The sequence below is a fragment of the Solidesulfovibrio alcoholivorans DSM 5433 genome, from assembly GCF_000702665.1.
In the GTDB taxonomy this organism is placed as follows: Bacteria; Desulfobacterota; Desulfovibrionia; order Desulfovibrionales; family Desulfovibrionaceae; genus Solidesulfovibrio; species Solidesulfovibrio alcoholivorans.
Genome location: NZ_JNJA01000017.1, coordinates 74,301 through 86,050 on the forward strand (window position 1 = coordinate 74,301; position 11,750 = coordinate 86,050).

Genomic DNA, 11,750 nt, shown 5'->3' on the forward strand with positions numbered 1-11,750 from the left:
CCCCTCCTGGCCGCCGGAGGCGTTTCCCTTCCAATGTTCACTGCACGCCAGACGCCGTGATGCGCTCGTCGAGTTCGATTTTCAGCGGCGAATGGGCCCTGATCCAGGCGGCGGCGAGGTCCGCCGTGGGATCGCCGTCTCCTTCCACGTCCCTGGCCTTTTTCCCGAACATCGCATAGCCGTCCCCGCCCCGGAACATGAAGTCCGTGAGTGCCAGGCGGTAGTCGGCCTTGGGGTCGAGCAGCGCGAACCGGCCGTCAGCGTCGGCCACTTCCACGGCCGTGACGCGCTTGCCCACGGGCCGCGTCAGATCGTAGGCGAAGCGGATGCCCGCCACCTGCGGGAAACGGCCGCTGCCCTCGTGGAGCCCCACGGCCGAGACGCCGTGCTCGAGCACGGCGAGCAGGTCCTCGCCGGAAAGCGTCGCCACCACCAGCGTATTGGGGAAGGGAAAGGCCGTGAGCACGTCGCCGAGCGTGATCTCGCCCGGGGCGATGCCCGCGCGCACGCCGCCGCCGTTGTAGATCCCGGCCACGGCCCCGCGCGTGCGGCCGCCGGCGAGCAGGGCCTCGGCCATGAGATCGCCGCCGGCGCATTCCTCCTGGCGGCACATGGACGCGCCCACCGGCGTTTCGGCGCGTCCGATCGCCGTCTTGCGATACGCCGCCAGCGGCGCGGCAAACCGCTCCACCTCGGCCAGGGTGGCCCGGTCCTCGGGCACGGCCGCGTCCAGGGGCACGGGATTGCCAAAGGCCCTGGCCACACGGCCGGCCGCGTCGAAATCCACATGCAGCACGCCGAGGTAGCGGCCCCAGTAGCCGGCGGTGACGATGTACGCCTTGCCGCCGTCCGGGCCGTTTACCGCCAGCGGGCACGGCCCCACGGCCTCGGAGAAGCCGTTGCCGAGGAGCACGTGGCTGTGGCCGCCGACGATGACGTCGATGCCGGGCACGGACGCGGCCAGCTTCTTGTCGCCGGAAAGGCCTGCGTGACTGAGCGCGATGATGACGTCCACGCCCTGGGCCGTAAGCGCCTCCACGGCCTTTTGCATGGACGGCAGAAACGCCGGGAAGGAGACGTTGGGTCCGGGGCTCGAGATGCGGTCGGCCTTGGGCTGGGTCGCGCCGATGATCCCGACCTTGTGCCCGGCCACTTCCCGAACGACGTACGGCGCGACAAGTCCTTTGAGTTCCGGGGAATGTTCCACATCGACATTGGCGGCGAGCAAAGGGAACTTGAGGGACCGAATAAAATTCGCCAAAGTGCCCGGGCCGTCGTCGAACTCGTGGTTGCCGAGCGCCATGGCGTCGTAGCCCAGGCGGTTCATGAAAAAGGCGCAGACCTGGCCCTTGTATTTGGTGAAAAAGAGCGTGCCCTGGAACTGGTCCCCGGCGTCGAGCAGCAGGAAGTTGCCGCCCTTGGCGCGCTCCCGGGCCACGGCCGTGGCCAGCCGGGCCGCGCCGCCCAGGCATTTGCCGGCCGCGTCTTTTTCCTTGGAGCAAAACGCCCCGTACGCGTCGAAGGAGGCCAGATGTGCGTGGATGTCGTTGGTGTGCAGGATGGTGAGGGAAAACTCCCCGCCTGCCAGGGCCGTCCCCGCCGCGAACAACAGCAACAGGAACGCCGCCGCAACCTGTCGGAACCGGGCCATGTTTCCGCCTTTCATGTTTTTGCGCCCGCAACCGGGCAAAACCGAAGAAACCCCTTGACAACCACAGCCAAATCGAATTTTTAACTCGACATTAGGAGATTTCAAGAATGATCGACGAAATCGACCGTCGGATTCTGATGATCCTTCAGGCAAACGCCCGCACCTCCAACGCCGACATCGCACGGGCCGTATCCATGGCGCCCTCGGCCGTGCTCGAGCGCGTGCGCAAACTCGAGCGCAAGGGTGTCATCACGGGCTACGAGGCCCGCATCGACCCCTCGGCCGTGGAACTTGACCTCACGGCCTTCACCTTCGTCAAGACCGAGGAACCCGTGGGCGCCATCGACACCGGGGAGCAGCTGGCTTCGGTGCCGGGCGTCCAGGAAGTGCACTACGTGGCCGGCTCGGCCGCCTACCTGATCAAGGTGCGCGTGCCCGACACCCGGTCCCTGGCCGAACTGCTCAAGGTCATCGGCCGCCTTTCCACCGTGCGCGACACCAATACCACGGTGGTGCTGCAAACCGTCAAGGAAACAGGGGCCCTGCCCCTCGGCGTCACCCCAGAACCCGGAGAGGAACAATGAATTCCCAGCTCGACGAGGCCATTCGCCAGCGCGGCAAGGCCTTTTTCGCCAGCATCCGCGGCGAATCCCCTTCCATTTTCAACAAGGGCTTCTGGACCGGCAAGGTCATGGACTGGGCCATGCAAAACGAGGCCTTCAAGGTCCAGCTGTTCCGGTTCGTGGACGTTTTGCCCTACCTGACCACCTCGGACAACCTCTCGCGCCACATCGAGGAATACTTCACGGGCGGCGACGCCGGCGACATTCCGGCCGTGCTCAAGTGGGGCGCGGAGAAGTCCGGCATGTTCGGGGGCGTGGCCGCCAAGCTCATGGGCAAGGCCATCCGCTCCAACATCGAGGGCATGGCGCGGCAGTTCATCGTGGGCGAGCAGACCAAGGAAGCTGTCAAAAATTTAAGCAAGATCCGCAAGGACGGCTTCGCCTTCACCGTGGACCTGCTCGGCGAGGCCACGGTGTCCGAGATCGAGTCCGACGCCTACCGCGACGGCTACCTGGAGGTCCTCGACGCCATCGCAGCCGAACAGAAGTCATGGAAGCCCTTCGGCACGGGCGAGGGCGGCCTTGACTGGGGCAGCGCGCCCAAGGTCAACGCCTCCATCAAGCCCTCGGCCCTTTTCTCCCAGGCCAGACCCATGGATTTCGAGGGGTCCGTGGAGGGCATCCTCGCGCGCATGCGCCCGGTCTACCGCAAGATCATGGCCATGGGCGGCGCGCTTTGCATCGACATGGAGCAGCTCAAATACAAGGACATCACCATCGAGCTGTTCAAGCGCCTGCGCAGCGAAGCGGAATTCCGCGACTACCCCTATCTTTCCATCGTGCTCCAGGCCTACATGCGCGAGACCGAACACGACGTGGCCGAGCTCATCAAGTGGGGCCGCGCCGAGGGTCTGCCGTTCGGCATGCGCCTGGTCAAGGGCGCGTACTGGGACTACGAAACGGTCATCGCCAAGCAGATGGGTTGGGCCGTGCCGGTCTGGACGCGCAAGCCCGAATCGGACATCGCCCACGAAAAGATCGCCCGGCTGATCCTCGAAAACAGCGACCTCGTCTACTTCCAGTGCGCCAGCCACAACATCCGCACCATCTCCAACGTGATGGAGACCGCGGCGGAACTGGGCGTTCCCGAGAACCGCTACGAATTCCAGGCGCTTTACGGCATGGCCGAGCCCGTGCGCAAGGGCTTGCTCAAGGTCGCCGGCCGCGTGCGCCTCTACTGCCCCTACGGCGAACTGCTCCCCGGCATGGCCTACCTCGTGCGCCGGCTGCTGGAAAATACGGCCAACGAATCATTTCTGCGCTTGAGCTTCGCCGACGGCGAGGCCGAGGACATCCTGCTCGAAAATCCCGAGAAGACCCTGGCCCGGGAGATCGGGAAGAATCCGCCCAAGGCCCCGGCCGCGCCGGCCGTGATCGACGGCCTGACCGCGTTTCGCGACGAGCCCCTGGCCGATTTCACCGTGGCCGAACTGCGCAGGGCCTTCCCCGAGGCCATCGCCGCCGTGCGCGCCAAGGCCGGGCGCGTGCTGCCGCTTGTCATCGGCGGCAAGGCGGTCGAGACCGCGGACCGCATCCCCACGCGCAACCCGGCCGATCCGTCCGAGACCCTGGCCGTGGTCTGCCAGGCGGGCGTCGCCGAGGTGGACGCGGCCATCGACGCGGCCGAGGCGGCCTTCGCCGCCTGGCGCGACAAGACGCCCCGCGAGCGCGCCGACGTGCTGCTTAGGGCCGCGGCCATCGCCCGGCGCGACATCGTGGCCCTTGCCGCGACGCAGGTGCTCGAGGTCGGCAAGCAGTGGGACCAGGCCTACAACGACGTGGGCGAGGCCATCGACTTTCTGGAGTTCTACGCCCGCGAGGCCGTGCGCCTGGGCGCGCCGCGCCGCATGGGCCGCGAACCCGGCGAGAAGAACCACCTCTTCTACGAGCCCAAGGGCGTGTGCGCGGTCATCGCGCCCTGGAACTTCCCGCTGGCCATTTCCGTGGGCATGACGTCCGCGGCCATCGTCACGGGCAACACGGTCGTGTACAAGCCCTCGGGCCTGTCCTCGCTTACCGGCTACGGCATGGCGGACATCTTCAAGGAAGCGGGCCTGCCGGACGGCGTGTTCAACTACTGCCCGGGCCGCGGCTCGGTCATGGGCGACCATCTCGTCGCACACCCGAAAGTGAGCACCATCGCCTTCACCGGCTCCATGGAGACGGGCCTGCGCATCCAGGAAAAGGCGGCCAAGGTGCATCCCGGCCAGGCCTACTGCAAGAAGGTCATCGCCGAGATGGGCGGCAAGAACGCCATTATCGTGGACGACGACGCGGACCTCGACGAGGCGATCCTCGGCGTCGTGTACTCGGCCTTCGGCTTCCAGGGCCAGAAGTGCTCGGCCTGCTCGCGCGTCATCGTGGTCGATTCCATCTACGACAAGTTCATCGCGCGCCTCACCGAAGCCTGCCAGTCCCTCAAGATCGGTCCGGCCGAGGAACCGGAAAACGCCATGGGCCCGGTGGTCGACCCCTCGCAGCAGGCCAAGGTGAAGGATTACCTCGAGATAGCCCGCCAGGAAGGCCAGGTGCTCGTGGAGCGCCAGGCCACGGGCCAGGGCTGCTACGCGCCGCTCGTGGTCGTTGCCGGCATCCGGCCCGAACACCGGCTCGCCCAGGAAGAGGTCTTCGGCCCGATCCTTGCCGTCATGAAGGCCGCGAACTTCGACGAGGCCCTCGCCTGGGCCATGAGCACGCGCTTCGCGCTGACGGGCGGCGTCTACTCGCGCAGCCCGCGCCACCTGGAAAAGGCGCGCAGGGAATTCCGCGTGGGCAACCTCTACCTCAACCGCAACTGCGTCGGGGCCATGGTCGGCCGCCAGCCCTTCGGCGGCTCCAAGATGTCGGGCGTGGGCTCGAAATCCGGCGGCCCGGACTACCTGCTCCAGTTCCTCGACCCGCGCGTGGTCACGGAAAACACGATCCGCAGGGGATTTACGCCGATAGACGAGGACGACGAATGGTTTGACTAGGGGAGGCGAAGAAAAGACGCCTCCGGCGGCCAGGAGGGGCGACGGCCCCTCCTGGACCTCCCGAAAGGGGAGGCCGCCGTTTTGCGGTTCCGCCGCCTGTCCCGCCCACCCTCGGCGCATGCCGCGCCCGACCTCCCTTTCCGGTTTGTCATTGACTTTTCCGCGCCGCCTGCCCCAATAGTCGAAAAGCGGGGCCTCTCGCCAGATGGAGCGGATCATGAAAAAATTCGGCGCATTGTTGTTGTTCGCATGCATGTTGGCCGTGGCCGGCTGTTCCCGGGGACCGAGCGAGGCGCAGGTGGAGACGGCGTACCGCGAGGCCCTGGCCCGCAACGACGTCATGGGACTGCTGCGCAACGCGGTGCAGATCGAGAAGTTCCAGCTGGACAAGATCGAGAAGCGCGAAAACGGCGTCTACGAGGCCACGGTGACCATCGTCTCCGCCGCCCACGTCGGCCCGCTCTCGGTCGGCGGGGCCAAACAGACCACGCTGCGCCTCAAGAAGGTCGGGGAGCAGTGGGTGGTGTTGCAGTAGGCTCATTTGCCCATCCGCTGCACGCCAAGCCCCGCCAAGATGAACACCAGCCCGACCACGGTCGCGGGCAGGATCGCCTCGCCCACCAGGAAGTGGATCAGCACCAGCGAGAGAAACGGCGAAAGAAAGATGAGGTTCGCCACGCGGGCGGCGTTGGCCGCGCATTTGAGCGCCGTCAGCCACGTGACGAAGGCGAGCCCCATCTCGAAGACGCCGACGTAGGCCGCGCCGGCAAGGCCCGCCAGCGAACCCGGCCAGGGGTCGGAAAAGCACAGCACGGCGAGAAGCGTCAGCGGCAGGCTGCACAGGAAATTTGCCAAGAGCCCGACGACGGGGTCGCGGTCGTCCCTGGCGCCGCAAATCCAGTACAGCGCCCAGACCACCGTGGAGACGAGCGCCAGCGCGACGCCGGACGGGCTCGCGAATCGCATGCCAAGCACGTTGCCGTGCGTGGCGATGACCACCACGCCGCAGTAGCTCACCACCAGCGCGGCAAGGTCGCGCGCCCGCAGCTTCTGGCCGAGCAGCGGCACGGCCAAAAGCGACAGCGTGATCGCCCAGGTATAGTTGAGGGGCTGCGCCTCCTGGGCCGGCAGCAGGTCGTAGGCCGCGAACAGGATCGTGTAATAGAGGAAGGGGTTGAGCGCGCCGAGCAAAATCGAGCGCTTCCACTGCGCGCGGGAAAGCGCCGCCACCTCGCCGAGCCGCCCCTTGACGGCGAGCACGAGCCCCAGCACGACGCACGACATGAGGCTGGCGTAGAAAAGCAGCTGCAACGGCGTCAGGTGCGCCAGCGACAGCTTGAAGGCCGAGGCCACCGTGGACCACATGGCCACGGTGGCCAGCCCGTAGCGCGTGGCCCTTTTCTGGTCGGTCATGGAAAATCCTCTGGTTTGCGCCTCCTACCGTGCCCGGTCGGAAAAACCAAGGGTGTTTCCGACCAGCCCTGTTGACAATATCCGGAAAGCCCGTATTCTTTCTTTTTGGCACTACCCGGCCCAGTGGTGATGTCTTTGGCGATGCGAACACGCTGCAACCCCATCGCCCTCCTCACGGACGCTCCTCCCGGCCGCCTGCCGTTGGCCCCGATCTTCCGATCCTGACGCGGCCCGCAGCCCCCGTTTCTCGATTCCATGATCGCCGCCGCGCGACATATTTGGCGCGGCTACACGCTATTGCCAAAGGATATCCTTTTGAGCTTCGATTCTTTTTGCCTGCATCCGACGATTTGCGCCAACATCGCGCGCATCGGCTACGAAACCCCCACGCCCATCCAGGCCGAAGCCATCCCCCACGTGGCCGAAGGGCACGACATCATGGGCCTGGCCCAGACCGGCACCGGCAAGACCGCCGCGTTCCTTTTGCCCATCATCCATCGCCTGATGACCACCAAGCCCGAAAAACGCGGCGTGCGCGCGCTCATCCTCGCCCCCACCCGCGAACTGGCCGAACAGATCTACCAGGCCGGCGTGGACCTCGGCCGGGGCACGCGCCTGCGCGCCACGGTCATCTACGGCGGCGTCGGCATGTTCCCGCAGGTGCGCGCCCTGCGCCAGGGCGTGGACATCGTCGTGGCCTGCCCCGGACGCCTGCTTGACCACATGAACCAGGGCAACGTCCGCTTCGACGCCCTGGAGACGCTGGTTCTCGACGAGGCCGACCACATGTTCGACATGGGCTTCCTGCCCGACCTCAAGCGCATCCTCTCGGCCCTGCCCGAGAAGCGCCAGACGCTCCTTTTCTCGGCCACCATGCCCCCGGCCATCGCCGGGCTCGCCCGCGAGACCCTGACCGACCCGATCACGGTGCGCATCGGCCACCTGGCTCCGCCCTCCACGGTCGAACACGCCATCTACCCCGTGTCCGCCCACCAGAAAGCCCCGCTGCTGCTGCACCTGCTCGGCGAGGCCGGCAAGGACTCGGTCATCGTCTTCACCCGTACCAAGCACCGGGCGAAAAACCTCGCCCAGCAGCTCTGCCGCGCCGGGCACAAGGCCACCTGCCTGCAGGGCAACCTGTCCCAGCGCCAGCGCCAGATCGCCATGGACGGATTCCGGCGCGGGGCCTTCCAGGTGCTCGTGGCCACGGACATCGCCGCGCGCGGCATCGACGTGTCCCAGGTGGCCCACGTGATCAACTTCGACATCCCGGACACGGCCGAGGCCTACACCCACCGCATCGGCCGCACCGGCCGCGCCGAGCGCGACGGTCAGGCCCACACCTTCGTCACCGGCGAGGACATGAGCATGGTGCGCGCCATCGAGGCGCACATGAAAAAGCCCCTGCCGCGCCGCGAGCTGGAAGGCTTCGAGCCCGATCCCGACGAGTTCCGCCGTACGTACGCCCCGGCCCGCCGGCCCATGCGCGGCCGCCCCGGCGGCTACAGCGACCGGCCCCGCCAGGGTGGCTTCCGCGCCCGTGACGCCCAGCCGCGCGGCGACAGGCCCCAGGGCGACCGCGCCCCCGCCCCGCGCGCCGACCGGCCGCGCGACGAGCGCCCCCGCACCGAGCGGCCGCGCAGCGACCGGCCCATGGCCGCCCGCCCCCGCGACGGCGAACGCCGCTCCACCTTCGGCCTGTCCCACGACGCTGCCGAACGCCAGGGCGACCGCCGCCCCCGCCGCACCTTCCAGGAAGGGGTCAGCGCCGCGTAGGCGCGGATGCGGAAGGAAAGGGGAAGGGGAAAATGCCTCCGGCGGCCAGGAGGGGATAATCCCCTCCTGGACCACCCCGAAAGGGGAAACCACCCCCTTCGCAAGTCAAGAAGCAAGACAGACGAGACGTGAAAAGCCGCTCCGGAGACGCTCCGGAGCGGCTTTTTTGATATGGTCTTCCCGTGGACAACGCCGCGAAAGTCCGGCACATCCGCGTAACCGGTCCGCGCCGCCGGGATCGGCGCATCAGGAAAGGAACCCGGCATGAAGGCCCGCAAGCTCTACCGCCTCGAACTCGACCGCATCGAAGCGTCGCTGCGCGATGTGCAGGAGCATTTCGAGGAAATAAACGCCAAGCTGCTCATGCGCCGCGAGCCGCTCACCGACCAGATCATCGGCAACCTGCTCGAAGGCTACGCCTACGTGGACGACCTGCTCGAGGCCGGGATAGAACTCTTCTCGCCGCAAGGGCTCGACAACATCCTCGAACTCAACCACATTGTACTGTGCGGCAGCGACGAAAGCGTGCGCATGGAATACGGGCCGCACCTGCTCGAAACCCGCCGCCGCTTCGCCGAAGGCATCGACGAGATCTCGGAATGGTACGAGCGCAAGCGCCACAAGTCCGCCTATCGCAGGGCGGCCGGCGTCTACGTGCTCTCCGTGAGCCAGCCCCAGCTGTTCCTGGAAGGAAACCACCGCACCGGCGCGCTCGTGGCCAGCTACATCCTGGTCCAGGAGGGGTTGCCGCCCTTCGTGCTCACGCGCAAAAACGCCAGCGAATACTTCAACCCCTCGACGCTCATCAAATACCGCCACAAGGAAAAATTCCTGGACCGGCAGTATTATCTCAAGAAATACCGCCGGGGCCTGCAGGAATTCTTCGAGGAGACGCTCGACAAGCGCTTCCGCCGCTCCATCCGTCTGGACAAAGAGGAATCGGAGGAAAACACGTAGCCGGCGGTCACGCCGCCGGGCCGGTCTTCTCGGCCGCAATCCCGGCGGCGGGCGTCGTCTGGACGGGCGCGGGCTTTTCCGCCGCGACTTCGGGCGTCACGTCCCGGGCTTCCATGGCCGCCTTGAACTCCCGGATGGATTTGCCGAGGTCGTGCCCCACGTTGGCCAGCTTGCCCGGCCCGAAAACGATCAGCACCACGCCCAGGATCAACAGCAGATGCATGGGTTGCAGCAAACCTGAAAACATGTTCGCACTCCTTGTTTGCCGGGCAGTGTAGCATAAAACGCTCATCGCGACCTTTCCCCGGCATGACAAAGCGGCAAGGCCTCGGCGTTCCCGACGGGTTCTTTTGACACGCTCCCGCCCTGCCGTCTCCCGTCAATGCGACCCGACATGCCGCGCAACGGACATCCCCGGCGTAGGCCTCCCGCCTCTGGCCGCGTCCCCCATGTTGCGTTATCATCGGGTATGGACACCGTTTCCGACATCCCGATCCTCGACGTCGCCGCGGCGCGCAAGGACTACGGCGCGTTTACGGCCGTCGCCGATGTGAGCTTCGCCGTGCGCCAGGGCGAATGCTTCGGCCTGCTCGGCCCCAACGGCGCGGGCAAGACCACCACCATCCGCATGATCTACGGCTTCTCGCCCCGCACCGCCGGGACCATCCGCGTCTTCGGCCTGGACATCGCCACCGCCCCCCGCCGCATCCGCGCGCGCCTCGGCGTGTGCCAACAGGGCAACACCCTCGACCCGGACCTGTCCGTGCTCGAAAACCTCCTCGTCTTCGCCAGCTACTTCCGCATCCCGCATGACAAAGCCCGGGCCCGAGCCGAGGAGCTGCTCGCATTCTTCGCCCTGGAAGCCAAGAAACGCCTGAGCTACGAGGAACTCTCCGGCGGCATGGCCCGCCGCCTCATGCTCGCCCGGGCGCTGGTCAACGAACCCGACCTGCTCATTCTCGACGAACCCACCACCGGCCTCGACCCCCAGTCGCGAAACACCCTCTGGGACCGGCTGCTCGACCTCAAACGCCAGGGACTGACCATCCTGCTCACCACCCACGCCATGGAAGAAGCCGAACGCTTCTGCGACCGCCTGTGCGTCGTGGACCACGGCCGGGTCACCGCTGCGGGCACGCCGCGCGGCCTCATCGAATCCCATGTCGGCCGCCACGTGCTGGAAGTGGAAACGCCCGAACCGGAGTTCCTGGAGGCCGTACGCCTGGGCGGCTGGCAAAACGAACGCTCGGGCCGGCGCTTCATCGTCTACGGCAGGGAACGCGAGGCACTCGTCGCCCTGCGGGAACGCTTCTGCCCGGAATACGGCCTGCTGCGCCCCGCCACCCTGGAAGACGTCTTTTTACGCTTAACCGGCAGGGAGCTTCGCGAATGACCGCCGACCCGCGCTTCACCACACTCTTCTGGACGGTCTGGCGTCGCAACCTGCGCGTCTACCGCCGCATCTGGGCCATCAACTTCCTGCCGCCCATCCTGGAACCGCTGTTCTACATCGTGGCCTTCGGCCTCGGTTTCTCCGGACTCGTCGGCGACGTCTCCTGGCGCGGCCAGGCCATGACGTTCATCCAGTTCTTCGCCCCGGCCATGATCGCGGTTTCCATCATGTGGCAGGCGTTCATGGAGACCACCTACAGCTCCTTCGTGCGCATGTTCTACCAGAAAACCTACGACGCCCTGCTCGCCACGCCCCTGTCGATCGAGGAAATCATCGTGGCCGAAATCGTCTGGGGAGCCACCCGCGCCTGCATCGCCGCCGCGCTCATGCTCGCCGTGGTCGCCCTGCTCGGCTACGCCCCAAGCCCGCAGGCGCTTCTCGTGCTGCCCATCGCCGTTCTCGGCGGCATGGCCTTCGGCGCCATGGGCATGGCCACCACAAGCATCACCCCCTCCATCGACATGTTCAATATCCCCTTCTTCCTCGTCATCACACCCATGTTCCTCTTCTCCGGCACCTTCTTCCCCGTCGACGCCCTGCCCCCCTACGCCGCGCCCATCGCCGCCGCCATGCCGCTGTACCACCTCGCCGAACTGTGCCGCGCCGCCTGCCTCGGCCGCCTCGACGCCACCTCCCTCGGCCACGCCGCCGTACTGCTCGGATTCTTCGCGGTGTCCCTGCCCCTGGCCCTGGCAGGCATGCGGCGACGCCTCGTGCGCTAATGGGGAGGAGACAAAGAGGGAAGATGCCTCCGGCGGCCAGGAGGGGATGATCCCCTCCTGGACCTCCCCGACGGGGGATGGGTAAGCGGGTGGAGGCATGGTCGGCGGGCGGTGCGTCGGGGTCTGTGGTCTCGGAAACGGGGCGGCCGTGCTGGCCGCAAGGCCGGCCAGCACGGCCGCCCC

Annotated in this window: 10 protein-coding genes; 7 read left to right on the top strand and 3 right to left on the bottom strand. The window is 66.9% G+C overall.

The features are described 5' to 3' along the window. Positions 1–37: 37 nt before the first annotated feature. Positions 38–1,651 carry a bifunctional metallophosphatase/5'-nucleotidase gene (locus tag Q368_RS0119715; protein ID WP_029460762.1) on the bottom strand — a complete coding sequence of 538 codons (1,614 nt, stop codon included), beginning with the start codon at positions 1,649–1,651 and terminating at the stop codon, positions 38–40. Between the two features lie 107 nt (positions 1,652–1,758). On the opposite strand from Q368_RS0119715, the gene Q368_RS0119720 reads away from it, so the two are divergent. The 3 genes from Q368_RS0119720 to Q368_RS0119730 all read left to right on the top strand — a co-directional run bounded on the left by Q368_RS0119720 (position 1,759) and on the right by Q368_RS0119730 (position 5,781). Continuing rightward, a complete protein-coding gene (locus Q368_RS0119720; protein WP_029460763.1) occupies positions 1,759–2,235 on the top strand; it encodes an Lrp/AsnC family transcriptional regulator in 477 nt (158 codons plus the stop codon). After that, the gene (locus Q368_RS0119725; protein ID WP_029460764.1) at positions 2,232–5,246 is read left to right on the top strand and encodes a proline dehydrogenase family protein; all 3,015 of its coding nucleotides are present in this window, start codon (positions 2,232–2,234) and stop codon (positions 5,244–5,246) included. The genes Q368_RS0119720 and Q368_RS0119725 overlap by 4 nt, the downstream gene beginning before the upstream one ends. A gap of 217 nt (positions 5,247–5,463) precedes the next feature. Further along, positions 5,464–5,781, top strand: coding sequence for a hypothetical protein (locus Q368_RS0119730; protein ID WP_029460765.1), 318 nt, complete (start codon positions 5,464–5,466; stop codon positions 5,779–5,781). Between the two features lie 2 nt (positions 5,782–5,783). Here the strand turns inward: Q368_RS0119730 and Q368_RS0119735 are convergent, their stop codons facing one another. Further along, a complete protein-coding gene (locus Q368_RS0119735) occupies positions 5,784–6,659 on the bottom strand; it encodes a DMT family transporter (RefSeq protein ID WP_029460766.1) in 876 nt (291 codons plus the stop codon). A gap of 315 nt (positions 6,660–6,974) precedes the next feature. On the opposite strand from Q368_RS0119735, the gene Q368_RS0119740 reads away from it, so the two are divergent. Together Q368_RS0119740 and Q368_RS0119745 are read left to right on the top strand one after the other, a co-directional pair. Next, positions 6,975–8,435: a DEAD/DEAH box helicase gene (locus Q368_RS0119740; RefSeq protein ID WP_029460767.1), complete on the top strand. Its 1,461-nt coding sequence runs from the start codon at positions 6,975–6,977 to the stop codon at positions 8,433–8,435. Positions 8,436–8,699: 264 nt separating this feature from the next. Further along, the gene (locus tag Q368_RS0119745) at positions 8,700–9,392 is read left to right on the top strand and encodes a hypothetical protein (protein ID WP_029460768.1); all 693 of its coding nucleotides are present in this window, start codon (positions 8,700–8,702) and stop codon (positions 9,390–9,392) included. Positions 9,393–9,399: 7 nt separating this feature from the next. On the opposite strand, the gene tatA is transcribed toward Q368_RS0119745, so the two are convergent. Further along, on the bottom strand, positions 9,400–9,639 hold the full coding sequence (gene tatA, locus Q368_RS0119750) for a twin-arginine translocase TatA/TatE family subunit (RefSeq protein WP_029460769.1): 240 nt from the start codon (positions 9,637–9,639) through the stop codon (positions 9,400–9,402). A gap of 222 nt (positions 9,640–9,861) precedes the next feature. Here tatA and Q368_RS0119755 point away from each other — a divergent pair, with 222 nt between their 5' ends. Both Q368_RS0119755 and Q368_RS0119760 read left to right on the top strand, forming a co-directional pair. Next, on the top strand, positions 9,862–10,785 hold the full coding sequence (locus Q368_RS0119755) for an ATP-binding cassette domain-containing protein (RefSeq protein ID WP_029460770.1): 924 nt from the start codon (positions 9,862–9,864) through the stop codon (positions 10,783–10,785). After that, complete coding sequence (locus Q368_RS0119760; protein WP_029460771.1) at positions 10,782–11,567, top strand: ABC transporter permease; 786 nt, start codon at positions 10,782–10,784, stop codon at positions 11,565–11,567. Before Q368_RS0119755 ends, Q368_RS0119760 begins: the two co-directional genes overlap by 4 nt. Positions 11,568–11,750: the final 183 nt, after the last annotated feature.

Coding starts and splice junctions, on each gene's coding strand:
- Q368_RS0119720 (WP_029460763.1), top strand. CDS start 1,759: ATGATCGACGAAATCGACCGTCGGATTCTGATGATCCTTCAGGCAAAC.
- tatA (WP_029460769.1), bottom strand. CDS start 9,639: ATGTTTTCAGGTTTGCTGCAACCCATGCATCTGCTGTTGATCCTGGGC.
- Q368_RS0119725 (WP_029460764.1), top strand. CDS start 2,232: ATGAATTCCCAGCTCGACGAGGCCATTCGCCAGCGCGGCAAGGCCTTT.
- Q368_RS0119735 (WP_029460766.1), bottom strand. CDS start 6,659: ATGACCGACCAGAAAAGGGCCACGCGCTACGGGCTGGCCACCGTGGCC.
- Q368_RS0119730 (WP_029460765.1), top strand. CDS start 5,464: ATGAAAAAATTCGGCGCATTGTTGTTGTTCGCATGCATGTTGGCCGTG.
- Q368_RS0119755 (WP_029460770.1), top strand. CDS start 9,862: ATGGACACCGTTTCCGACATCCCGATCCTCGACGTCGCCGCGGCGCGC.
- Q368_RS0119760 (WP_029460771.1), top strand. CDS start 10,782: ATGACCGCCGACCCGCGCTTCACCACACTCTTCTGGACGGTCTGGCGT.
- Q368_RS0119745 (WP_029460768.1), top strand. CDS start 8,700: ATGAAGGCCCGCAAGCTCTACCGCCTCGAACTCGACCGCATCGAAGCG.
- Q368_RS0119715 (WP_029460762.1), bottom strand. CDS start 1,651: ATGGCCCGGTTCCGACAGGTTGCGGCGGCGTTCCTGTTGCTGTTGTTC.